This is a genomic window from Brucella sp. TWI432 (assembly GCF_039674445.1).
GTDB lineage: Bacteria > Pseudomonadota > Alphaproteobacteria > Rhizobiales > Rhizobiaceae > Brucella > Brucella chromiisoli.
This window is the reverse complement of sequence record NZ_JBDJNL010000005.1, coordinates 175559-199590: the sequence shown is the minus strand read 5'-3', so window position 1 is coordinate 199590 and position 24032 is coordinate 175559. Positions and strand designations below refer to the sequence as shown.

Genomic DNA, 24032 nt, shown 5'->3' with positions numbered 1-24032 from the left:
GGGGAACGGGTTTCTGTCTCATCTTTGCGTCCTTTGATAAAGCTATGATGAGCCAAAAACCCTCTCTTCTCAATTAATACAATTTGGTCTCATGGGCGTTGATGTCGGACAATTTTATTAACAAATGTATTGAAATATGTTGATTTGGCTTATGCAGAGAACGCTACCATCTCGAAATGGGGTTGAAGTGACCAGGGGGCTGGAATGTCGTTCGAATACTTAGATCTTGAAAGCGAATTTGAAGTTGTCGATAGGGGCTCTACGACATTTCGATCCGATCATAAAATAGGATTGAAAGCGATCAGCGCCACCCGCTTTCTGATAAGAGAGTATTCTTGGAGTGGAACAGGTGTTGACAGAGAACCGGTTCCAGAAGTGGTCTCCGAAGAAGATAAGTGGGGGCATCCGCTACAGCGAATACATGGGCCACTGATCTGTGAAAAAAGGCGACGAATTATGGTCGTCGACTTAGGCAGGACTTTGCACATCGATGAGAGGGAAAATGTTCATTTTCGACATCGAATGCGAGATTTAAACGGCACTTTCGAACCTTTTTTCGAGTTAGGTCCGTCGAAACGTGTCCTTAACAGCATCAGAATGCGAATAACTTTGCCAAATTGGAACAATCTGAGGGTGTCATACACAAGGACTGTCGGCGAGGATAAAAAAGTCGTTGATTCACGCAATTTACAAGCACATTATAACAATAATGACCGAGTCAGCTTCCAAATTGAAGTGTCTAACGCAGAACAATTAAAAATGGGGCACAAGCTGTCTTGGATCCATAATGAAAACTAGACAGCTTTTTTTCTTTGTATTAGCAACCCGCAACAAAACGAGGAGTGACAAATTATGGGCGATTACACATAACGGAAGCGTCGGCTAATGTCGGCGAGTTTCAAAACGATCAACGCATTTTTCTCCCATCTCATAACCGAGTTGGGAGAAAAGCGGGAAGTCCACTGCGTTGCAGTGGCACACATGGTGCCGAATACGCTTCATTTTGCCTTGGCATTGAATAGATTGGTAACATTGAGCGCGATTTTCGCAAAACCTAAGTCTGTGGGTAGGCCAGAATTCAGCGAGTTAAGCGAAACGTTTTCAATGCCACCATTATCAAGAGACTGGGCTTCCGATAAAGATGCTGTTGTCCAAGAGTTGTACAAGCTGGGCCTTAAAAACAAAGATGTAGTCATTGTTGATATTGGCGGCTATTTTTCGAAGTCAATTGATGAAGTATCAAAAGCGTTCGAGGGAAATATTCTGGGTTTGCTTGAGGGAACTGAGAATGGCGTTATAAAGTACGAGGAGAACGCTCCTTATAATACCCCGATTGTTACCGTCGCCAGAAGTCCTCTCAAGCTTCCAGAGGATCATCTTGTTGCTTCAGGCGTGGTGTTTTCAATTGAAGCAGTTTTACGGGAACAGGCAGAGATTCTTCAGACTCGAACCGCCGCAGTCGTCGGTTACGGTCGCGTGGGGCGTTCAATCGCAGGAATTCTTCGAGGACGGGGAATTAACACTGTCGTCTACGACAACGATCCAGTGAAATTAGCTGAGGCGGCCGCGCGTGGCTTCCAAGCAAATGTATCTCTTCGAGATGCTGTTTCGCATGCATCATTGGTAGTATGCGCTACAGGCAACAAGGCATTGAAACTGAATGGGTTTGGCATGCTGCAGTCGGGTTGCGTGGTTGCCAGTGTGACATCCGCTGACGACGAACTTGATCTACATAGTTTGATCGATGGTTATGACCGCACCCCGATGGGGAATCTTACAAAATACGAAGAGAATAACGGTTCAGGGCGTCACTTCTTTCTAGTCGCTGATGGAAATGCTGCTAATTTTCTTCATGGAGCAGTGATCGGGCCCGCTATCCAATTAATTGAAGGTGAAAAACTTAAAGCTATCAAGGCATTGATAGATCGGAGAGTAGAATCCGGTGGGAAAAAGCTGTTTGAACTCCCCGTAGAAGATCGCAGAGAAGTCGCTAAGATTTGGATTGAGCATTTTTTGTAGCTCTTTACGCTTGAGTATCACTAGGATTGATGTGGACTATTGCGGTCGAAACGCCGACCAGTTTTCAATAACTTGGTGGGGCAATCTTGCAGCCTGCATTTTAGATAAGATTTGCTCTATTAGTCCAAGTACGAATGGTCATTCGAAGGTTTAGGTTTTCATGCATAAGCGAAATTCCGGTAGCTGCGGATGCTCTCATTAGAACCGGTTTAATTTATAAAGCAGCTGGGCATGTTATGCCAATATCAACTCGGAGTGTTTTCCTTACTTATTCAGTGCAGCTGCTATCACCGATAGAAACTGTAAAGCATTTGTGCGCGCTAACAAAAATATAGAGTTAATCGCCGTTAGCTCATCATTACATCTATATTCTAGTCATTGGCTACAGGGAAAAGCCACGCCACGCGGTATCCCGATACTTTATAGGCTACAAAGAAACGATTAACATCTCTTCGCGTTCGCCATTTATCACTTTTAACGCACTTAGTCTTCCAGATACATATGCGCCGCTGTCGAGGTTGATACGGTTGGGGTAGCGCTCAGGTTGGAAGTTGTCAGTTATTGTGTGACCGTGAACCACTGTGTATCCGTGATCGCCCTCAAAATCGAGAAAGCCTTCTCTGATCCAACGAAGATCTTTTTCTTTTTGATCCGCCATCGCGACCCCATGTCGAATGCCTGCGTGAACGAAAAGGTACTGACCTTCGATCACATAGCTGACGGATTCTTTTAGGGCTCTTAAATGGCGTGGATAGAGCTCTTCGAATTCATCCAAGATTAAACTGGAATTCTCATAACCGAGGAATGAGTAAGACCAAAATGTAGTGTCGCCCCCCTGATTTTTCCAATGTTGTAGCACCCGTTCGCTGTTTCCATCGCACGCCAAAACTCTGAGCAGTAACTCTTCATGGTTTCCTTGGATCAAAGAACTGCCGGGGAGAGCTTCAAGTGTGCGGCAGACTAATTCCATGGCGGCACGGCTGTCGGGCCCGCGATCTATTATATCGCCCAGGAAGATGACCCGATACTGCTCTCCGTCAGCGTCTGCCTCAATCGTTGATAGCATTTTCTGCAGAAGTTCGGCGCAACCGTGCACATCGCCGATGGCGTACGTAATCCCGCTCGATTCCATTGGCTTTCCTTGGCTCATCGACGCTGTGCTTTCGGCAGTTTTCGCCATTCCCATGGCACAATGAAATCACCTTGCCAAAGGCCTGAAGAGCTTCGCATAGCAATGTCTTGCACGTGTTCGTAGGCTCCCTTGGAGTAAACTGGCCAATCCAATGCCAGACCGTTCTCCACCAACCATGCGGCGATGTCTTGGCCTTGGCTTGTTTTGCATGACGCAACGGTTCGACCGTACCGATCTCGATCCACTGGGAAGCAAGTGACCGGCTGTGCATTCTGAATGAATGCATCCAGTTTTAGGGCCGTGTTCTGGCCGCAACGATATAACTTGCCTTCCATATTCGTACAGGTCTGCGTGCTTTCAGGGGCATCGATCCCGCTCAGTCGAATGCGCGCGCCATGTATATCGATTGTATCACCATCGATCACTGAGGCTCTTCCAGTGATTTCAGCGGCATGAGCGGCTACAGCGCCTACACTAAGAAGCGCCGTCAATATCATTCGAACCATACGACTGCTACTTTCTAGTGCACAGTCGCTTGGATTTACTGATTGAGCCGTCCTGACAGAGAAACTTGCCATCGGCGGTACAACGCGCAACGCCGCCCTTCTTCCCAGAGCAGGGTGTATTGCGTGCATCCGCGAAATTGGAAAATGACAGAGCCGCAATCAGGATCGCGACGAAAGCTACATAATTTTTCATTCTGCCCCCACGTAAAAATCGCCTCTCTAAATCAGGTCGGCGTTTAGAAACTTAAACATTTCAGAACTGACGCCCTAAAACATTGCCAAGCGGTAGCCTTTAAAGCGATCCAGAAACCGAATAATTGATGCGACATTAAGCGCGCCTGCTTCTGCCGCAATCAGGACAGAAGCAGGCGCGGAGTTTCTTCGGTTTTAAGTTGCCTTGAGTGTGAGAAGCCCATCTCGTTCCTCAAGTATATTGGCTTTTTTGAGACAGCCAATTCTCGCTTGGATCTGTTCCCTCAGTTGACCGCTTGTTGATTTGAACCCAAGCGCTCTGGAAATCGCATTGATTGCTTCATCAGGCGTTGCACCGAAGCTCACCTCGACCAATTGTCGAAGTCCCTGATCAATCTCCATAGGAGGTAGCATATCGAGGCGACGCAAACTGAGCGAGGCAACTTCACTTCGATCACGAAGCTTGATTTCACCATTTGGCCAAAGCAGGAATTGCCCTTCAATGTTGATGTGCTTGTTTCGGGCGGCCGCCAATATTGCCAAGGTTACATGGCTGTTGATGCGCTGGCCCGCTCTTTGCAATCCCCACGCGCTTCTGAGCCGAGTGACGAGTTCGTCTTGATGAAGAGGGCCTTCGACCTCCACAATTTCCTTAATGTGTTCAACCAGAATGCCAAGAGGCGTTTCATGAAGTTCAACATGGATCGCTGGCCTGATTGACGCTTCTTTATAAAGAGGAGTTGCGTTTTCGATCACATCCTTCGGCAGTAGCCCGATTTCAGTCACGTCCTCACGATCAATAGTGATGATCTCCACATTGACTGCTTTGCGCTTCTTCTCTGTGTCACCGTCGAGTTCAAGTGTATTGGCCTTCGCACGTTCTATCGCGGCTATCAGCTTTTCGAGCTCAGCATTTGGGCGTTGAAACCAATCGGTGCTCCATATGCGATGAATATTCCAGCCATGCGCTTCGAGAACAGCTTGTCGCAAACGATCACGGTCGCGAGCTGAACGAGAGTCATGATATGCCGCACCGTCGCATTCAATCCCGAGCAAATACCGCCCAGGAACGGCATCATCGGCGACCGCAAGATCAATAAAGAACCCCGCAATACCCACTTGCGGATGGACCTGATAGCCGCGCTCGGTCAATGCCGCAGCGACCTGTTCTTCAAAGACGCTGTCCATCTCGCGTTCAGTACGCTTCGAAAGCGAAAGCCGTCCGGTTCTTGCAAAATGAAGGAAGAGCTTGAATGCAGCTACGCCTTTGCCTCGTGCGCGCTCCAAATCGATGTCCTCATCGGTTATGGACGCGTAGACTTCACAGCGTTGCTTGGCGCGACTAATCAAAACATTCAAACGTCGTTCACCACCCTCTGCTCCAAGTGGGCCGAACCTCATCCCCATGTAGCCTTGGGCATTGCGGGCGTAGGCCACTGAAATGAAAATGACATCACGTTCGTCACCCTGAACGTTTTCAAGGTTCTTGATGAAGAACGGTTCTGTTGGATGGGAATGAAAGAAGGCTTCGGTTTCAGGGTTAAGCCTACGCAGAATTTCAAGCTGGTCCTGTATTTCCCTACGTTGCTTGATCGAAAAAGCAGCAACACCCAATGACAGGTTAGGGTTCTCAAGAGCATGTTTGATGATAGCTTTAGCCACGGCCTTGGCTTCGGTTTTGTTTGCGCCTTCTTCAAAGGTTCCGCCTGAAACTTGATGGAATCGGAGACCCATTCCAGCTTCGTGCGTATACGGACTGGGAACGATAAACAGCTTGTTTTCGTAAAACTCGCTATTTGAAACTGCAATGAGTGACTGGTGACGGCTACGATAATGCCATCTCAACATTTTCTCGGGCAGACCACGCGCAGAAAACAGACCGAGAATGCTCTCGATATCTGAAACCTGTGCGCCTTCAAGTTCGTCGTCGTCCTCCGAGCCGCTTGAAGTCATCTTCGAGAAGAAGCGCGTTGGCGGCAGCTGTCTTTCGTCGCCTACAACAACCACCTGCCGCGCTCTGGCAACAGCGCCAATGGCGTCAACAGGTTGTATCTGACTGGCTTCGTCCATAACGAGCAAATCGAAGGTGAGTTGTGCAGGTGGCAGAAACTGTGCAATGGACAGCGGGCTCATCATGAAGACGGGCTTCAGCGCTTGAATTGCTGGAGCCGCCCTGGTCATCAACTGACGAATTGGCATGTGACCACGGCGACGAGCCATTTCAGATCTGAGGACACCTACGGGGCCAACACCGCTCTTGCCCGGAATACGTTTATGGTGTGAACGAACGACTTCCAGTCGCGACAGTCCCATCCTGTCCATGTCAAGGCGCGCGAATTCATTTACAAGCCTTCCGTGAACCTCGCCGTCGAAACGAGCTAACTCCGGATCGTGTCTATGTTGATCACGTAGGATGGCTTCGTAAAATGCCATCTCAAAATATGACATTACTCCGTCTGGAGTGACACGACCGTCTTCCAGACGTTCAACAATTAGTTCTGCGCCTGCATCGTTTGCGGCATTGGCGCGATTGCGGTAGGCGGTCCATTTGGAAAGCTGTTCCTGTGAGGTCAACCAAACTTGCAACCGGTCCTGCAATTCGGAGCAGGGAACTTCCTCAACCCTGTTGGCTCTAAAAAGTGTTTCCGGATCGGTCTGTAGGTAATCAAGGATCGCTGAGAATTCGCCGACCCAGGTACCGGCATCATCAAGCGTTGCTCCCGTTTTTCTGGCTAGGTCTCCCCGATCAGCTATTGTCGCAGCTAAAGGACGTATGTCTGCGTTTTGCTGAACCCAATCGACCAGAAGAGAGAGTGCATCCCAGTCGGATCCAATGCCCTCCCATCGTTGACCAAATGCTGAAGCTAAAAGCGTTCCCTGACTGTCTATTTTTGCTTTCAGATCAAGGGCGAGGCCTAACACTTGGAAAATTTTCGAACGTTCACCTGCTGTCGCCAGATCGCGCTTAAGGAGCGTCTTGGCTTCCTGCTCAGCTTGGTCGAGCTCATCCACCAATCTAAGGACTTGCGATAAATGTGCGTCTTCTGCTCCGGTAGCGCCAGGGAAGAGAATCTGCGTCTTATCAGACAGTTCCAGCCACAGAGCATGAGTCAGTCTGCGGGCTTCTTCCAAGATGCCTTGTACTTGTTCTGCGCTAGTGCCAACTGCGGCTTTGTTCGAAAGACGGCTTGCGATCTGCCGCGCCTCAGTGCTGACACCCCGCAGGCTACGCATCCAAAGCACCAGATCTTCAAGTGGCTTCGGGTCTGTCTTCTCACCGCGCCAGTCCGCTCCAAAGGCGGAACGGCCAAGAGCATCTCCGTCTCGTATAGTCGATCTGGCCTGCTTGCCCTTCTGAAGCAAGTCGAGAATACGCAATGTTTCGTCGACGGAAGGCTCACCAACCAATACCGTTTTGAGCAATGATCGGGCAGAACGCCAATCCCCGCTCAGGAATTTGAGCATTCTCTTTCCGTGAACCGCCAAAGCGGTTCTCGCCGCAACGAGATCGACTTCCCAGGCGTGATCGGTAACCTTTCCTGTGAGTTCTGATCGCGCATCTTGTAGTGTGGCTACGGCTTCAGCAAGATCACCTGCCTGATCGAGTCCTCGTTCCCAAATAGCTGCAACAAACGCGTCTGGGCTTGCATCCGGGGCATTCGCCACACGTTGGCCGATTACCACCATCCGCTCAATCGAAGCCAACGAGCCTATGTCGTCTATCCCGAGCAGCGCTTGCAATGATCGCACCGCTGTCAGCAATCGCGGCAGAAGGGTTCTTAATTGTTCAACGGTCGTAAAAGCTGCATCGGAGAAATTTGCAGGTACTCGCGAGAACTGCGAAACGAGTCCTGCAGGTTCAGATCCCCAAACTTCCGATCTTAAGATTTCATTAATTCTTTCAGCAACATTCGCTAACTTCTTGCCATCTTGAACTAAGGAAGCGATGTCATTGATCGAACGCGCCCATACATCATTTGAAAGCGCGTCATTCGAAATGGTATCGGGACAGCTAGCGAGTCGGTCTGCAAGCTTCCTGCAGTTCTGATAATCCTGAAGATCGATGACATCCGCACGCTGAAGCGTCGTCGTCGTTTCTTGCATCCTTTCGAGCAATTCCGCGAATGCTGTGCTTGAGTTCTGGATGCGTACGGCTAGTCGTTCAAGATCGAGAGGTGAGATACCCGTTATGCCGACACCACGCCAAGGATGTTGAGAAGGCAGTCCAATGTCGCGAATGCGTTCGGCGAGCTCCATAAGCAAATTCGACACTTCGTCACGATGACCAGGTGTCCACTCTATCGCGTTATGAAGCTCGATATCTGACGGTGCCATTCCCTCCCTACGAAGCCGAGACAGATGGCCGATGACCGTATATGCTGAAAGTCGATATGGCTCATACAGGCGGTGGAGCCTCTTGGGATGATCGTTCAGCCTGTCGCGAAGGTCGAGCAGGACATCATCTATCGCGCCATCGAAATTTCCGCGTGGTGAGCCTAAGTCCCATGTCTTTTGGAGGTCGTGCAGTACGGCTTTCTTGTTCGCTTTATTGCTGTGCAACTCAAGGCAAGCTTCGCCGACACCAGCGGCGTCAAGCCGACGTTTTACGACCTCCAGAGCCGCCATCTTCTCGGCTACAAACAGTACGGTTTTTCCATCAGCAACTGCCGAAGCAATAATATTGGCAATTGTCTGCGATTTCCCTGTTCCGGGTGGCCCCTGAATTACAAGGTTTTTACCCCGTTTGACCTCATGAATTGCTGCTGACTGCGAGCTATCGGCGTCGACGATATGGGTCATCTCAGACGGCTGGATGACGGTATCAATATTAGCCTCGTCAGAAATCAGGTCGTCATCGCGTTCAAATCCATCAGAGACGAGAGATCTAATAAGAGGCGTATCTGTAAACTTGGCGTGAGCTGGCCAAAGAGCAGGATCAAGATCGCGGTACATCAGGAATTTGGCGAATGAAAAGAAGCCAAGAACGATGTCGTCAGGCTGTACTGACCAATCCGGCTTAACAGCAATACAAGAGGCAACTTTCTGCGCGTAATCTTCAAATGAAAAATCGTCTGTTGCCTCAAACTCGGGCATTTTGATCGCGTGGACACGGTCAAGTAACGCTTCCAAGGACAGATTGGAGGAGAAATCTTCTTGCCGTGCCCGTAGCTTAAACCGTTCACCGGCGGTCCCGCGTTCCAATATGACCGGCACCAATATCAAAGGAGCGTATCGGATATTCTCTTTATTGTTCGGATCAATCCATTTCAACGTTCCGAGGCCAAGAAACAGAATATTGACGCCTTGCTCTTCTTCGAGCGTGCGTGCGTCGAAATAAAGGTCCAGAAGACGCTTCTGCAAAACACTCGGAGTCATCTTTGTCTGTAGCTTGGTATCTCCATGTCGAACAAGCTTGCCTTGCTCATCGCGCTCGTCATCATCCGGCAGTGCGAGCTCTATTAGCTCCTCACCATCTGCATCCTCTCCGGTCTTCTCGCGTCCTTTCGCGCCTGCGAGGAAGGTCATTGCCTTTCCTTCAGTCACGAGAATACGAAATACTTCTGCCGCTTTTTCATCGATGATATCGACAATCTTCGCGCTCTTCGAAAAACGCGGCGCGTTCAACAAGCGATTTCGAGCAGAAAGATCTAAAAGCTCTGTTCGATCTCGTTCGATCTTGTCTTCGACCGACAAACTACCTGAAAAAGCGGAATTTTCGGCCAAATTAGCCGATTCCGAACGCTGCTGATCCATGATTTAACCCACCCAATTATCAGCAATAAATGGAACAATCATGAGCAGGAGTCTAGCTGGATTTCTATTTTCAGCTGAAATGTGAGTAGTGTGCTTACTCATTATTGGTCGGAATCCTGCGACGGTGAATCACAATTTTCCCTCACCTTTCTAAAGCCTTGGATAATGCGAAGCATTCATGCCGCTTCAAATTTGCTATCTAAACCGTAAAAATCTCCAGGACTGTGAAGACCAGAGATTGAAGATAAGTCTTTCCATAGTATTAATACTATATTATCTTGCTCAGTAAGAACATGATGATTTGAAATGAATTCCATACAATCAGAATTAGATTTAGATAGAAAATTAAACGCCAAAGATTGGTGTGTAGTAATTCAAATTGCGCGTGATTTCGTTTCTGAGAAAAATAGTGGCGAAAGCGAGCTTGAATATAGAGCTATTCGGGTAGCACTTGCTTGTTTTGAAAAAGCGATTTGGCAAACGAATACATCAATCTGGGTATTTGAGAACCTTCGAGTAAAACGTTGGTTCAAGATTATAGCCATCACAACTTACATTAGATTCCTTCGATTCGCATTTCTTGATTTCTCAAATGACCTCTCTCGCGGGATGGCTGGAAAGGAAGCGGTGGACAAAAATAATACAAAATTTTTTGAGATAAGAAAAGTGCTGGAGAAAATAACGCAGTCAGTCTAATGACAATTAGCCTTGAGGGCTACTGTTTTAGAGGGGCGACTGCATGTGTTTAGTCGATTTTTCAGATCGAGACGCGGTTCTTGCGCAATGCGATAGTTATAGAGAACAAGCAATTCTATTGGCTGAAAGAATTGTTGGCGATGAGGTTGCCTCACGCGAAATGGAGATGGAAGTAAAAAAATTGCATACCATGGCTTATGAATTGGCCTATGGATATTTTATTCATAGTAGAGAAAATCTTTCGGAAGAATTTTCTTTTATTGAAGGTTTATCTCTAGATTTACCGGTGCCACACTATGTTGATTTTATCACGGAGTTGGACGTTCAAAACTGGGCAAATGATCATATGGCCAAACTCTATCCGAATCAGTTTGGATCACAGACAGATGAAGTAGACGAGTACCCAAGCGGGTTGAAGTTATAATTCCGCCGAACCATCAGTTGATCCTTATTTAATAGTCTGGATTTTTCTCGATTGGGTTTCTTCGATCCGAACGTCAGCCCAAACCGTACGTTGTTGGGCGAGAAGCTAGGATACCGCTAAGCGCCTATCCATTTCACACGCGGAATAGCGGAGCTATATTCTGTAGATGGAAGTTATGTGAAGCAGCGGACCATAACATTGAATGTTGCGCGTGGGGTGGTGAATTTATTCTGAGTTTATGAGAGAATTTGCGTAAGCGTTCGCTGCGGACCACTTGTGTCTTAGCTTGTCGTCTTGAAATTCCACGAAAGCAGGCCATCGAGGTGACTTGGGGGATGTCCTCATGCGATGGCGGTCAGCGTGGCCTTGAGATAGGCAAAGGGTTCGACGCCGTTGATTTTACAGGTTTCGATCAGTGAAGCGATGCGCCCCCAGGCGATGCCGCCTTCGTCGTGGCCTGCAAAGAGCGCGTTCTTGCGATTGAGAGCGATGGGGCGGATTCTCCACCCTGTTGGAGTCAATCTCTACGCGGCCATCTGTCAGGAATGTTTGCAGGCCGTCCCATTGGTTATGGATATAGGCGAGCTTTTCTCCCAGACGGGATTTGGCGGATACCTTGCAACGCTGTGTCTGAAGCCATTCCCCGAAGGCCGCTGCAAGGGGCGCGGTGCGGGTCTGGCGGGCGGAGAGGCGCTGACGCCAATGATGGTGGCAGCATAATCGCGGCGGAAGTCCACTTAGCGAAACGCCCAAAGCTGTTCAAACGAACCGAGTCGCCTCTGTCTCTAATTTTTAGACTAATAGATATCGTTCAATGCAGAGCGGCGTCACTAACTGCTTCACTTCAAGAGTCTGATTATATTCAATTTGCTGAAAGAAAAGGTTTGTAAAAGAATGATTTGCAAAATACATATCATATAAAGCAAGAAGGGCCCAAAGGAGCGGCGTACCTGTCCTGAGGGCCCGCGAAATCCATCGCTGCTCTATGTTTTAGAAATAGGATGCCTATGGCTGAGAGTCAAGATACTTTTTCTTACATTGCCCCTGTGGATCACAGGCTGTCCTTACAAATATCAGCTCCTAGACTAGCACCGTACCTCAATTTGGCCCAGGTCGCGGGCGATTTCGACAGCGCCATAAAATGGTATCTCTGGAATGCTCGCTTGGCTAAGGCTTTTTTATTCCCATTACAAACGGCTGAAGTATCGGTTAGGAATACCATACACTCTGCTTTCTCTCAAAATTTTAACAACGTGAACTGGATATTCAATCCTCCATTTCCACTTACGCCGGAACATACAGCGTCGCTTAGCCAAACGCGTCAACGACTAATGAGACGCAATTCAAACCCAACTGCGGACGATATTGTCGCATCATTATCTTTCGACTTCTGGTCAAATCTATTCCGAATTGAATATGATGCATTGTGGTTAACTCCCAACTTGATCGCAACTGCATTTCCCCACGCTCCCTCAGGTGCGGATAGGGAAAGAATACAGAAAAATGTTCGCCGCATAAATAAGCTGAGGAACCGTATCGCTCACCATGAACCGATACATAATATATCGCCATCAGCTCAGATACAGCTTCAAATTATCGAGGAGCTGGTGGGGTATATTTGTCTAGATACCGCCCGTTGGATGAAAAACCATACCACTGTGCTGCAAGTCACTAGATCGCAACCAACGACAGGTTCACAATTTTCGGGGTTTCCACTGAGCTCCGCAAATATCAGGCCGCCAGTTTTTTTCGCAGGTGATGAACCATTAGTGGACGCAATAAAGCAGATGAGAAAAAATAAACCATCAATTGCTTTGATACCTAACCAAGTTGGTGGCCCGCAATATCTGATGATCTCACTCGACGATATTGCAAATTACATAGTAGATATCGCGGGACAGCAGCAGGAAATAATCGATTTAAGCGAATACAAGGTTTCCGACCTGATAGGTAGTATTGGTAATAAAATTTTGGAAGAAATCACAGTTGACGCTACGACAGGCGATGTCTCGGCAATGTTTTTTCCTAAGGGAAAAGGAAGGCTTAAGCCTGACGCAATTATAGTAAAAGATTTATTTGGAAATATTCAAGGAGTCATTATAAAGCAGACTATTAGATTTTGAATGTATTTCGGTTGTCATAAATATTGATTAAATAAATGATTTTCTGCTGTTCTCTACCAAGAGAAATTGACGGCAGAAAATTATTTCTTTTCATGCTCGCGCGGATAAAAAACCGGAATCCGGTTACCTTGCTTGTTGATATGATTCAAATTGAATTAATCTCTGGCAAATTGAGGGTTGAGTAGGGGTGAAACGGGCTTTCTCTATGGGATCTCTAATTGATTTTAATTTAACCAACAAGAGTAAGCTGGTTTGCTTAAATGGTAGTTTATTTGCTTACTTCTGTGTGGACACCCTCTTTGACTGGACGGGATAATGATGACAGCAAATTTTGCAACTGTTATCGATAGTGCAAGCGGGGATGACATGTAGTGGTGTGCTATGCGTGTGCCCCCATTAGCGATTGAATCAAGGGGGGACGATGACGCAAGACGTGGATATTGCTGAGCAGTTTGAGAAACATCTAAACAGTCCGAAGCAAACTTGGCTTCTCGGGGCTGGTATTAGCTATCCTGCGAATATTCCGCTAATGTATCCGTTAACTGATCGTGTGATGGAGCTCGCAAAAAGCGAACTTTTCGAAGCCGATGCTGACGCCATTCGCGTTCTGGATTTTGTTGTCGACGACTGCGCTGAGACCTCACATATCGAGCATCATCTAACTCACCTTGGAGATCTCATTTCCATAGCTGAGCGGTCGCGCACCGGCGGTATTGAAATAGGCGGACGGCTCGTTTCGAAGGAGAAGCTTGAGGAGGTCCATCAGGGTCTGATTGAGCAAATAGCTTTGACTGTACGGTGGGGATATCAGGCTGCAACTAAAAACGCCGAGGGCGAAATAGTCGTTGAAGCGCGAATAGGTAGCCAGAGCGAATCCATCGTGGACATCTCAGGACATCAGAAATTTGTCCAAGCCGTGTTTGGCACCAGTCGCGCTGGCCTCGATTTCGTTCGAACGCCTGTGGAGTTTTTCACCACTAATTATGACACGTTGCTCGAGGATGCTCTAGCCTTAACTGGAGTAGAATTCCAAGATGGGTTCATTGGCGGTGGTGTCGCGTTTTGGAACATTCAGAATTATGCGAGCCAAGCAGGGACACGCGCCGTTGTTTCGAAACTGCATGGTTCAATCGACTGGTATAGACCAAGTTCCGGCACGAGAAACTTGCTGCGAGTAAGGCACGGAGATATCTATCCGGGCGATGGCGGCTCTGTCATGATTTATCCGCAAGCCACCAAATATCTGAATACGCAGCGCGACCCGTTCGCTGCTATCTTTCAGAGATTTCGGGAGCGGCTATCCAATGGCAGTGATCACGTATTACTTGTTTGTGGATACTCGTTTGGAGACGAACACATCAACGCCGAGATCGAGATTGCCATGTCATCGTCGAGAAATCAGCTGACGGTAATTGCGTTCAATGACGAACCGAACAACGAATTGCCTCAGACGCTAAGGGAGTGGCAATCGAGACCGTGGAGCCAACGACTTTTTGTTGCGAGTCCGAAGGGGATCTACCAAGGTTCAATCGGACCAGTCTTTCCCTTAGAAGAGGGCAACCGGGACTGGTGGACATTCGATGGGGCCGCAACGCTTCTCGCCAGCGGTTTTCCAAAGGACATTCAGGATGCAATGGCATGAGCGCGTTTCTCCTAGATCAGGATTTAGAGATTGGCACGGTCTTCGAGGTTGCTGGTAGCGCCATAAAAATCGCGCTTAAGCGCGACATCACCGAACTTACCAGAAGCCACAGCGGACGAGTTTATGACGTCGGCCAGATCGGTAGCATTGTGAAAATGCACCTCGGGCGTAGACTTTTGTTTGCCACTGTAAGGCTCCTTCGACTCCAAACTGATGAAGAAGCGGTGGCGCTTTCAACAACTCAAGGTAAGTCTTTCGATCAAGATCGCAGGGTTGTGGAGGCTGACATGCTTGGTGAAGCGTGGTTCAATCCCGCCGAAAACGAGCTAACTTTTAAACGCGGGGTTTCGACCTACCCTTTGCCACTTCAAGCAGTGCATCTGATAACTAAAGAAGAGATCGATAAGCTTTTTGCCAGCGCGGAGAAGACGTCAGAGGATGGCGCGGATCGATTAGTACCCATAGGCTCTTATATAGGTGCAACACGCGTGTCTTGCCGTGCTAATATGGACAAACTTTTCGGACACCATTGTGCAATCCTTGGCTCAACAGGGTCAGGCAAATCGAGTGCGGTAGCAGCCGTAATTCATTCCATTCTAGAGCATCGGTGCCGACCCGAGCGGAGCACCCGTCCTTGCATCATTTTGATTGACCCGCACGGTGAGTACGCCTCTGCGTTCGGCAACAAGGCCAAAGTTTTTCGAGCATATGATGCGTTGGGGAATAACCCCGACGATGTGTCCACGCTGAAGCTCCCTTATTGGCTCATGTCCAGCGACGAGTTCCGCTCGCTTGTTATCGGCAAAACGGAATTCGAAGCTACATCCCAAGCAAACACTGTCTATAAAGCACTCGCGCATGCCCGTATGGTCGGGGCGGGTTTAACCCGCAGCGCGGCTGGCGGAATCCCGGCGGATCTCCCGGTGGGACAACATCCTGAGCAGCCTATGCCAATAGCCGGAGTGAACGAAGAACAACTCGCATCGTTCGACCGTGACAAGCCTCGACCCTTCACCCTATCCGAGTTCGAAGTTCACATTAGAGAGCGTCAGGCTAAGCGTAACGGTCCTAACTGGATCGACGTGACGCCGTCGGATTTCCAAAAGGACTATGCGTCGATACTGAACAAGCTACGCGTGCTAAGGTCGGACCCACGGGTTCAGTTCCTTATGGAAGAGCATGGTCCAGAATCACCAAGCCTTCCCGACGTTTTGTCTCAATTCCTGAATGTTGATGGGGCCGACGGCTCTTGTTTGAAAATCATAGACATTTCAGGATTACCTAATGAAGTGGCTGGGCCGCTGACGGGCGCAATCGCGCGTCTGCTGTTTCAATACAAGCTCCATCAGACGCGAGAAGAACGCGAACGAGATCCGGTGCTGTTTGTTTGCGAGGAGGCGCATCGCTACGTACCAAATCGTGGCGACGCTCAGTACGAGGTGGCTCAAACAGCGGTGCGAAGACTTGCGCGCGAGGGACGCAAATACGGCCTTGGTCTTATGCTTGTCTCACAGCGACCATCCGACATTGAGGATACAGTCATATCCCAATGTAACTCGTGGATTGTGTTGCGACTTGCAAATAGCACCGACCAAGAACACGTTTCCCGCATTTTGCCGGACAGCTTAGCGGGCATGGCGAAAATACTCTCTTCGTTGCCTAGGCAGGAGGCGCTTTTCGTGGGTGAGGCAGCGGCAATTCCTTCTCGTATAAGGTTGCGGACCCTTAGCCGAGACCAGTTGCCAAATTCCAACGATATTTCTTTTGCCGAAGGTTGGTCATCAGATGGCACGACAGCGGCGGCGCTGGCTTCGATTGTGGGAAGAATGACCGCTTTCTGAGGATAGTTTTTAGAAACGACGTTCACTGAAGGCCATTGGTGCCCCAGGGAGCCAGTGCGTGAAGTTAGATATCGCAGTCGACTAGCCTAGATTAGCTGCATGTATCAACATAACGAGAGGCAGGCAGTTCGCATCTGCGAAGGGATTGAAGCTACGCGTCCGAAAAAAAGTGCGGGGTCGCTGATCACGTCAATACAGAATTTATCGCTGTCTAAAAGCCGCGTACGGAGCGCTGAAGAGGTACAGCTCTTCTTGCTGCTATTCGGCCTATCTCTCGAACTGGACAAATCAAACGCAACGAAATGCCCATAGCAGGGCGCAGGGGGACAAACCAAGGCGGCGTTTACACAAAGCGCTTAAAAACACTCCCTCACAAATTAGTTTAATTTTGACGTTTACGGAAACGTCAAAGTGCGCTAGTTTTGCCAAGAAGTTGGACTCTCGTCATCGGTTTTTGAGTTGCGGGAGCTTCAGAAGTGGCAAAATGGCTGGTTTTTTGAGTTTTTGGCCCCATTTTTGACATGGAGATTACTCTGTCACGCATTTGAGCACTTCGTATGACAGACGTACCAAACACGCAGTTGGAAGCCTGTTTCGCTTCATGCGGGACTGAGCGGGTTATTGATTTGGAGGATTTCGATGCCGAGCTATCGCGCGCCAGTTGAGGATACAAATTTCGTTCTCAATGACGTTTTGAATTATCAGCGTTATAATAATTTGCCGGGCTTTGCTGACGCATCGCCTGATGTGGTCGAGGCGATCCTGTCCGAAGGCGCGAAGCTTGCCGAAGGCACGCTGTTTCCTGTCAATCATTCAGGCGACAGGCAAGGCTGCGTTCGCGCATCCGATGGCTCGGTGAAAACCCCTGAGGGCTTCAAAGCCGCTTATGACCAGTATCGCGAAGGTGGCTGGCTCGGTTTGGCCGTGCCTGAACAATATGGCGGGCAGGGGCTTCCTTATCTGCTGCATACAGCGGTTGGTGAATATATGTCGTCAGCCAATATGGCACTGACCATGTATCCGGGCCTGACGCAGGGTGCGATTGCCGCGATCCTGACCCACGGTACGGATGCGCAAAAAGACACCTATCTGCCAAAGATGGTGGAAGGCACATGGACTGGCACCATGAACCTGACCGAGCCGCATTGCGGAACGGATCTGGGTCTTCTGCGCACCAGTGCAACGCCGCAGGATGATGGTTCATACAAGATTTCCGGCCAGAAGATTTTCATCTCGGCTGGCGAACATGACATGTCGGAGAACATTATCCATCTGGTGTTGGCGCGTATCGATGGTGCACCGGAAGGTGTGAAAGGCATTTCGCTGTTCATCGTGCCGAAGTTCATTCTGGATGCTGATGGCAATCCGGGTGCGCGCAATGGTGTGTCGTGTGGTTCCATCGAAGAGAAGATGGGCATCCACGGCAATGCTACCTGTGTTATGAACTATGACGATGCGACAGGCTTCCTGATTGGTGAAGCGCATAAGGGCCTGCGCGCCATGTTCACCATGATGAATGAAGCGCGGCTTGGTGTTGCGCTTCAGGGGCTTTCGATTGCCGAAACAGCCTATCAGAACGCCGCGATTTATGCACGTGAGCGCATTCAGGGCCGCGCGCTTTCAGGTGTGAGCGCACCCGATAAGAAGGCTGATCCGATCATCGTGCACCCGGATATTCGTCGCAACCTCATGAATATCCGCGCTTATAACGAAGCCGGGCGTGCACTCATTCTCTGGACGGCGTTGAACTCCGATATTGCCCATCGTTCCGGCGATGAAGCAGAGCGCCAGGCTGCGGATGATCTCGTGGGGCTTTTGACGCCTGTGCTGAAAGGTGTTCTGACCGATAAAGGGTTTGAACACGCTGTCATGGCGCAGCAGGTGTTCGGTGGTCACGGCTATATCGAAGAGCATGGCATGAGCCAATATGTGCGCGATGCGCGCATTGCCATGATTTATGAAGGCGCCAACGGCATTCAGGCGCTCGATCTGGTTGGCCGCAAGCTTGCGCTGAATGGTGGCCGTGCGATCACTGCTTTCTTTAAGGAAGTGGGTGAGTTCTGCGAAGCCAATCGTGAGAATGAAAAGCTCTCATTCTTCACCAAGCATCTGAAGAAGGGCGTCAATGATCTTCAAGCCGCCACAATGTGGCTGATGCAGAACGCGATGGCAAAGCCTGACAATGCCGGTGCGGCATCCAATGATTATATGCACCTGTTTGGTCTGGTGGCACTTGGTTACATGTGGGCGCGCATGGCGAAGGTTGCAGAAGAAAAGCTGGCAGCGGGTGAAGGCAATAAGGCCTATCTTGAAGCCAAACTTATCACGGCACGCTACTATTTCGAGCGGATCATGCCGGAAAGTGTGGCGCATCTTGCACGTATCCAGTCAGGTGCGGATAGCATGATGGCGCTCAACGCAGACACATTTTGAGTGAGAGATCAGGCTGGACTTTCGGGTTCAGCGGGAAGGAGATAAAATGGCTGAGGCTTATATTTACGATCACGTTCGCACACCGCGCGGACGTGGCAAGAAAGACGGCAGTCTGCATGAAGTGCCTGCCGTTCGTCTGGGCGCGAAGGTTCTGGAATCCTTGCGCGACCGCAACGGCATCGATACGGCAAAGGTCGATGACATTATTTTCGGCTGTGTTGATCCTGTTGGCGAAGCGGGTGCCGTTATTCCGCGTTCATCGGCTTTTGAAGCCGGTTATGATTTCAAGGCACCGGGTATTCAGATTTCGCGTTTCTGTGCGTCAGGTCTTGATGCGATCAACCTTGCAGCGGCTAAGATTGCGTTCGGTGCCGACGATCTGGTGATCGCGGGTGGCGTTGAAAGCATGTCCCGTGTTGGCATGGGTATGTCGGGCGGTGCCTGGTACATGGATCCATCCGTCGGTTTCCCGGGCTATTTTATGCCGCAGGGCGTCTCCGCTGATCTAATCGCCACGAAATACGGCTTCTCGCGTGATGACGTCGACGCTTATGCTGTCGAAAGCCAGAAGCGAGCAGCAAAATCGTGGGAAAAGGGTTATTTCAAGCATTCAGTTATTCCCATCAAGGATCAGAATGGCCTTACCATTCTTGATCATGATGAGCATATGCGCCCTGGCACTGATATGCAGGCGCTCGGTCAGCTCAACCCATCCTTCGTGATGCCCGGTGAAATGGGCGGCTTCAATGCCGTTGGCATTCAAGCGCATCCAGAAGTCGAAACCATCAATCACGTGCACCATGCCGGTAACTCGTCTGGCATTGTTGATGGTGCAGCAGGCGTTCTCGTTGGCTCGAAGAAGGCTGGCAAGGCCTTCGATATCAAGCCGCGCGCCCGTATTCGTGCTTTTGCCAATATCGGCTCCGAACCAGCTCTGATGCTGACCGGTCCGGTTGATGTGACGGAAAAGCTCCTCAAACAGGCCAAGATGAAAATCTCGGACATTGATCTGTTCGAGCTGAACGAAGCCTTCGCTGCTGTGGTTCTGCGTTACATGCAGGCCTTCGACATTTCGCACGACAAGATCAACGTCAATGGCGGCGCGATTGCGCTGGGCCATCCGCTTGGCGCAACGGGCGCGATGATCCTCGGCACTGTGCTGGATGAACTCGAACGCCGCGACCTCAACGTGGCACTGGTCACTTTGTGCATCGGTGCAGGCATGGGTACGGCCACGATCATTGAGCGCGTGTAAGGAGAGGAGGCGAATATGGCTTATGTAAATTTCAAAGTTGAAACCGATGCTGATGGCATTGCCCTCGTCACATGGGACATGCCTGAAAAGTCGATGAATGTTTTCACCGTCGAGGTGATGCAGGAACTGAATGCTATCATCGATGCGACGACCGCTGACGAAAAGGTCAAGGGCGTCGTCATCACGTCCGGCAAGGAAACTTTTTCAGGCGGCGCTGATCTGACCATGCTCGAAGGCATGTTCAAGGAATTTCAGAAGCAAAAAGCCAAGGACAGCCAAGCTACCGTTCAGTCGTTGTTCGACAATGTCGGTCGGATGGGCGGATTGTTCCGCAAGCTTGAAACCTCTGGCAAGCCATGGGTCTCAGCCATTAACGGCACATGCATGGGCGGCGCGTTTGAAATGTCGCTTGCCTGCCATGCTCGTGTTGCATCGGATGCACCGGGCGTGAAGATGGGCCTGCCGGAAGTGAAAGTCGGCCTGTTTCCCGGGGCTGGCGGCACGCAGCGTGTTCCGCGCCTTGCCAACCAGCAGGACGCTTTGCAGATGATGACAACTGGCTCAAGCCTGAGCGCGCAGCGCGCCAAGGCGATGGGGCTTGTTACTGAAGTCGCTCCGGCCAAGAAGCTGGTCGAAACCGCCAAGAAGCTGATCAAGGGCGGTCTTAAGCCTGTTCAGCCATGGGATGAAAAGGGATTCAAACTGCCAGGCGGCGCGATCTATTCGGCTGCCGGTGCAAATCTCTGGCCTGCTGCAACCGCCATTCTGCGTCGCGAAACCTCCGGCAATTATCCGGCGGCACTCGCTATTCTGAAATCGGTTTATGAAGGCCTTCTTGTGCCGTTCGACACCGGCCTAAAGATCGAGCAGCGCTACTTCACTGAAATTCTTCAGACGACCGAAGCGGGTATGATGATCCGTTCGCTCTTCGTGTCGTTGCAGGAGTTGAACAAGGGCGCACGCCGTCCAGCCGATGAAAAGCCAACAAAGTTCAAGAAGATCGGCGTCATTGGCGCTGGCTTCATGGGTGCAGGCATTGCCTATGTGACAGCCAAGGCTGGCATTCCGGTGGTGCTGATCGATCGTGATCAGGAATCCGCTGATAAGGGCAAGGCGCATACAGCTGACCTTATCACCAAGGAAATGCAGAAGGGCCGCGCCACGGAAGCAGACAAGGAAAAGCTCCTGTCGCTTATCACGGCAACACCTGACTATGCGCAGCTCGAAGGTGCCGATCTGGTGATCGAAGCCGTGTTCGAGGACCGCGAAGTCAAGCGTGTGGCGACCGAAAAGGCGGAGGAAGTTCTCAAGGCAACGGCGATTTTTGCATCCAATACTTCAACTTTGCCAATCACTGGCCTTGCGAAAGTCTCCAAGCGTCCGAAGAACTTCATTGGCATTCACTTCTTCTCGCCCGTCGATAAGATGATGCTGGTGGAAGTCATCCTCGGCAAGAAGACGTCCGACAAGGCGTTGGCTGTTGCCCTTGATTATGTTCGTGCAATCAAGAAGACGCCGATTGTTGTCAACGATACACGCGGTTTCTACGTCAATCGCTGCGTGCTGCGCTATATGTCGGAAGCCTACAACATGCTCGTTGAAGGTGTTCCTGCTGCGATGATCGAAAATGCCGCCCGTATGGCCGGTATGCCGGTTGGTCCGCTTGCGCTGAATGATGAAACGGCAATTGACCTCTCGCAGAAAATCCTCAAGGCAACATTGGCTGATCTTGGCGAGAAGGCTGTCGATCCGCGTCATGTGGAACTGGTGGATAAGCTCGTCAACGAGTTCGACCGCAAGGGCCGCAAGAACGGCAAGGGCTTTTACGAATATCCAGCCAAGCCTGCCAAGAAGCATCTTTGGCCGGGACTGAAAGACCTTTATCCGCAACAGAACCCCGATAAAATCGACGTGAAGGAGCTGAAAGAGCGCTTCCTTGTGACGATTGCTCTGGAGGCCGCGCGTGTGATGGAAGAAGGCATTGTCACTGATCCGCGTGAAGCCGATGTCGGTTCCATTCTGGCCTTTGGTTTTGCCCCTTATACCGGCGGCACGCTTTCCTATATCGATGGTATGGGCGCGAAGAAATTCGTCAAACTTGCCAAGGAGTTGCAGCGCAAATACGGCCAGCAGTTTAAGGCGCCGAAACTGCTTGTCGATATGGCAGAAAATGGCGAAAGCTTCTATCAGCGCTTCAACCCTTATAAGGGCGAAGCAAAAAAAGCAGCCTGATCTGCTGCCTGACGATCTGTTTAAAAACGCGCGGCATTGTGATGCTGCGCGTTTTCATTTGTAAATAAGAAAATTTTCCCTGTAAAATCGCGCACCTTGTGTAAAATCAGATTTTCAGTTAAATTTGTCACAAGTTAAGATAAATTATTAGGTTTAAAATCCTCTTTGGCGGGTTGTGACAATGTTTTCTCATGAGAGCGTATGGGCTGCGATTGATGCCTTGGCGGAGCGCAATTCATTAAGTGCGTCTGGCCTTGCGCGCCGTGCTGGGCTTGATCCGACCACGTTCAATAAATCCAAGCGTTATGCTGCCGATGGTCGCGCCCGCTGGCCTTCAACTGAGTCGCTCGCTAAAGTCATGGAAGCCACAGGCGCAACATTCGATGAGTTTACTCGGCTTATCCGTGGTGAAATATCGACGCCAAATTACGGGGAATATCTGCAGGAGCCGAGTGCTATCCCGCTGCTTGGCTTGGCAGAAGCGGGCGGAGGCGGTTATTTTGACGATGCCGGATTTCCTGCTGGCCAAGGTTGGGATGTTGTGCAGTTTCCTGCTGCTCCAACCGATAATGTGTATGCGTTGGAAGTTTCCGGCGACTCGATGTTGCCGCTTTACCGGGATGGCGATACGTTGGTCGTAGCGCCCAACGCAGCGGTTCGCCGGGGTGATCGTGTGGTTGTTCGAACCAAAGACGGAGAGGTTATGGCTAAAATCCTGCATCGCCAGACACCGCGAACGATTGAACTTCATTCGTTCAATCCCGAGTTTCCCAATCGTTCCTTTGAGACCAAGGATATTGAGTGGATCGCCCGTATTTTATGGGCGAGTCAGTAATGACGAATATGCAACGTAAGAACCATGGTCGTATTGTTTTTGGTAGTTTTGCCGGTCTGACCGGTGCCATTCTCGTGGCAGCTTTTGTCGCGCCATTTTATGGCGCACTCGATCGCCCGGTCACTGTGGTCGAAAGCGGCGATGGTCAAAGCAAGCCGGATACCGGTTCGGGTAATGGAATTGTCGTTGAGCAGTTTGATTATAATGAACCCGCAAAGGATACAGGCGGCGATAATCCTGCCTCGCAAGAGATGCCTGCTGCTGAAAATGCGCCAAACACTGACGCGCAGCCCCCTGTCAATCAGGATGGCCAAGGCGGGCTTGAGCGTGAACCTGCGCGCCCACCTCTGAGTGATATGGGATTGGCGTCAACGCCAAAACCGCCGGAGCCAGCAGCCCCAGCCGCGCCGGTTGATGCGGGCGAGCCGATGCAGCTTCTGCAGCGTCCCGTAGCAATTGCAGCCGGGCGTCTTGAAAGTCAGGGACGCATTGTCGACTTGCAGGGCATTGATGTCACGCCGGTTGAGCAAAGCTGCCAGTCGGCAGCGGGTGAAAACTGGCCATGCGGTATGCAGGCCCGTACTGCATTCCGCCAGTGGCTTCGTGCGCGGGCGATTATGTGTCGTCTGCCGCAAAATGACAGCGGTGCGGCGATAGCGACCCAATGCAGCGTTGGCAGTGACGATCCTGCCTTATGGCTTGTCGCCAATGGTTGGGCCAAGGCCAGCGCAGATGGTGCTTATGGGGAAGCGGGCAAGAAAGCCGAAGATGCAAAACTCGGCCTCTATGGGGATAAGCCGGAAACTTCTTTGCCGGAGCTGAATAACGCTCCGAGCCTGCCGATGATGATACCGCCGGATACGCCGCAACAACCGGTAACGCCGCCGCTGCTTGATGGTGCGTTTCCACCTGCACCACAGAATTAGAGCATTAAAACAAAAAGCCTCG

The 24032-nt window shown here is 50.3% G+C and carries 16 protein-coding genes and 1 pseudogene; 12 read left to right on the top strand and 5 right to left on the bottom strand.

Annotated elements, in window-relative coordinates; genetic code table 11:
• Positions 1 to 204: 204 nt before the first annotated feature.
• Both ABE527_RS10640 and ABE527_RS10635 read left to right on the top strand, forming a co-directional pair.
• Positions 205 to 798 carry a hypothetical protein gene (locus ABE527_RS10640; protein WP_499696907.1) on the top strand — a complete coding sequence of 198 codons (594 nt, stop codon included), beginning with the start codon at positions 205 to 207 and terminating at the stop codon, positions 796 to 798.
• Positions 799 to 885: 87 nt separating this feature from the next.
• Positions 886 to 2019, top strand: coding sequence for an NAD-binding protein (locus tag ABE527_RS10635; RefSeq protein ID WP_499696906.1), 1134 nt, complete (start codon positions 886 to 888; stop codon positions 2017 to 2019).
• A gap of 427 nt (positions 2020 to 2446) precedes the next feature.
• Here the strand turns inward: ABE527_RS10635 and ABE527_RS10630 are convergent, their stop codons facing one another.
• The 4 genes from ABE527_RS10630 to ABE527_RS10615 form a co-directional block, all read right to left on the bottom strand.
• Entirely contained in the window at positions 2447 to 3205 is a 759-nt protein-coding gene (locus ABE527_RS10630) for a metallophosphoesterase family protein (RefSeq protein WP_499696905.1), read from the bottom strand.
• On the bottom strand, positions 3166 to 3648 hold the full coding sequence (locus ABE527_RS10625) for a thermonuclease family protein (protein ID WP_499696909.1): 483 nt from the start codon (positions 3646 to 3648) through the stop codon (positions 3166 to 3168). Before ABE527_RS10625 ends, ABE527_RS10630 begins: the two co-directional genes overlap by 40 nt.
• Before the next feature lie 16 nt (positions 3649 to 3664).
• Complete coding sequence (locus ABE527_RS10620; RefSeq protein WP_499696904.1) at positions 3665 to 3850, bottom strand: YdcA family protein; 186 nt, start codon at positions 3848 to 3850, stop codon at positions 3665 to 3667.
• Positions 3851 to 4044: 194 nt separating this feature from the next.
• Positions 4045 to 9603, bottom strand: a complete 5559-nt coding sequence (locus ABE527_RS10615; RefSeq protein WP_499696903.1) for a DUF3320 domain-containing protein — start codon at positions 9601 to 9603, stop codon at positions 4045 to 4047.
• Between the two features lie 306 nt (positions 9604 to 9909).
• On the opposite strand from ABE527_RS10615, the gene ABE527_RS10610 reads away from it, so the two are divergent.
• The gene (locus ABE527_RS10610; protein WP_499696902.1) at positions 9910 to 10299 is read left to right on the top strand and encodes a hypothetical protein; all 390 of its coding nucleotides are present in this window, start codon (positions 9910 to 9912) and stop codon (positions 10297 to 10299) included.
• Between the two features lie 43 nt (positions 10300 to 10342).
• Entirely contained in the window at positions 10343 to 10723 is a 381-nt protein-coding gene (locus ABE527_RS10605) for a hypothetical protein (protein WP_499696901.1), read from the top strand.
• Positions 10724 to 11064: 341 nt separating this feature from the next.
• Here ABE527_RS10605 and ABE527_RS10600 read toward each other — a convergent pair.
• A pseudogene (locus tag ABE527_RS10600) lies at positions 11065 to 11416 on the bottom strand (IS66 family transposase); the annotation flags it as partial.
• Between the two features lie 314 nt (positions 11417 to 11730).
• On the opposite strand from ABE527_RS10600, the gene ABE527_RS10595 reads away from it, so the two are divergent.
• The 8 genes from ABE527_RS10595 to ABE527_RS10560 all read left to right on the top strand — a co-directional run bounded on the left by ABE527_RS10595 (position 11731) and on the right by ABE527_RS10560 (position 24010).
• Positions 11731 to 12846, top strand: a complete 1116-nt coding sequence (locus ABE527_RS10595) for an Abi family protein (protein ID WP_499696900.1) — start codon at positions 11731 to 11733, stop codon at positions 12844 to 12846.
• A 421-nt stretch (positions 12847 to 13267) separates the two neighbouring features.
• Complete coding sequence (locus tag ABE527_RS10590; RefSeq protein WP_499696899.1) at positions 13268 to 14488, top strand: SIR2 family protein; 1221 nt, start codon at positions 13268 to 13270, stop codon at positions 14486 to 14488.
• On the top strand, positions 14485 to 16329 hold the full coding sequence (locus ABE527_RS10585; protein WP_499696898.1) for an ATP-binding protein: 1845 nt from the start codon (positions 14485 to 14487) through the stop codon (positions 16327 to 16329). Before ABE527_RS10590 ends, ABE527_RS10585 begins: the two co-directional genes overlap by 4 nt.
• Positions 16330 to 16968: 639 nt before the next feature.
• A complete protein-coding gene (locus tag ABE527_RS10580; protein ID WP_499693776.1) occupies positions 16969 to 18762 on the top strand; it encodes an acyl-CoA dehydrogenase C-terminal domain-containing protein in 1794 nt (597 codons plus the stop codon).
• A 46-nt stretch (positions 18763 to 18808) separates the two neighbouring features.
• Positions 18809 to 20017, top strand: a complete 1209-nt coding sequence (locus ABE527_RS10575; RefSeq protein ID WP_265984448.1) for an acetyl-CoA C-acetyltransferase — start codon at positions 18809 to 18811, stop codon at positions 20015 to 20017.
• A 15-nt stretch (positions 20018 to 20032) separates the two neighbouring features.
• Positions 20033 to 22249, top strand: coding sequence for an FAD-dependent oxidoreductase (locus ABE527_RS10570; RefSeq protein WP_499696897.1), 2217 nt, complete (start codon positions 20033 to 20035; stop codon positions 22247 to 22249).
• A gap of 181 nt (positions 22250 to 22430) precedes the next feature.
• Positions 22431 to 23084, top strand: a complete 654-nt coding sequence (locus ABE527_RS10565) for a S24 family peptidase (RefSeq protein ID WP_265984446.1) — start codon at positions 22431 to 22433, stop codon at positions 23082 to 23084.
• Positions 23084 to 24010 carry a thermonuclease family protein gene (locus ABE527_RS10560; RefSeq protein ID WP_499696896.1) on the top strand — a complete coding sequence of 309 codons (927 nt, stop codon included), beginning with the start codon at positions 23084 to 23086 and terminating at the stop codon, positions 24008 to 24010. The genes ABE527_RS10565 and ABE527_RS10560 overlap by 1 nt, the downstream gene beginning before the upstream one ends.
• The last annotated feature ends 22 nt before the right edge of the window (positions 24011 to 24032 follow it).

Bases quoted from the DNA above. Each gene is read 5' to 3' on its own strand.
- ABE527_RS10635 (WP_499696906.1), top strand. From the start codon at position 886: ATGTCGGCGAGTTTCAAAACGATCAACGCATTTTTCTCCCATCTCATA.
- ABE527_RS10570 (WP_499696897.1), top strand. From the start codon at position 20,033: ATGGCTTATGTAAATTTCAAAGTTGAAACCGATGCTGATGGCATTGCC.
- ABE527_RS10615 (WP_499696903.1), bottom strand. From the start codon at position 9,603: ATGGATCAGCAGCGTTCGGAATCGGCTAATTTGGCCGAAAATTCCGCT.
- ABE527_RS10590 (WP_499696899.1), top strand. From the start codon at position 13,268: ATGACGCAAGACGTGGATATTGCTGAGCAGTTTGAGAAACATCTAAAC.
- ABE527_RS10575 (WP_265984448.1), top strand. From the start codon at position 18,809: ATGGCTGAGGCTTATATTTACGATCACGTTCGCACACCGCGCGGACGT.
- ABE527_RS10595 (WP_499696900.1), top strand. From the start codon at position 11,731: ATGGCTGAGAGTCAAGATACTTTTTCTTACATTGCCCCTGTGGATCAC.
- ABE527_RS10625 (WP_499696909.1), bottom strand. From the start codon at position 3,648: ATGATATTGACGGCGCTTCTTAGTGTAGGCGCTGTAGCCGCTCATGCC.
- ABE527_RS10565 (WP_265984446.1), top strand. From the start codon at position 22,431: ATGTTTTCTCATGAGAGCGTATGGGCTGCGATTGATGCCTTGGCGGAG.
- ABE527_RS10605 (WP_499696901.1), top strand. From the start codon at position 10,343: ATGTGTTTAGTCGATTTTTCAGATCGAGACGCGGTTCTTGCGCAATGC.
- ABE527_RS10610 (WP_499696902.1), top strand. From the start codon at position 9,910: ATGAATTCCATACAATCAGAATTAGATTTAGATAGAAAATTAAACGCC.
- ABE527_RS10630 (WP_499696905.1), bottom strand. From the start codon at position 3,205: ATGGGAATGGCGAAAACTGCCGAAAGCACAGCGTCGATGAGCCAAGGA.
- ABE527_RS10580 (WP_499693776.1), top strand. From the start codon at position 16,969: ATGCCGAGCTATCGCGCGCCAGTTGAGGATACAAATTTCGTTCTCAAT.
- ABE527_RS10640 (WP_499696907.1), top strand. From the start codon at position 205: ATGTCGTTCGAATACTTAGATCTTGAAAGCGAATTTGAAGTTGTCGAT.
- ABE527_RS10620 (WP_499696904.1), bottom strand. From the start codon at position 3,850: ATGAAAAATTATGTAGCTTTCGTCGCGATCCTGATTGCGGCTCTGTCA.
- ABE527_RS10560 (WP_499696896.1), top strand. From the start codon at position 23,084: ATGACGAATATGCAACGTAAGAACCATGGTCGTATTGTTTTTGGTAGT.
- ABE527_RS10585 (WP_499696898.1), top strand. From the start codon at position 14,485: ATGAGCGCGTTTCTCCTAGATCAGGATTTAGAGATTGGCACGGTCTTC.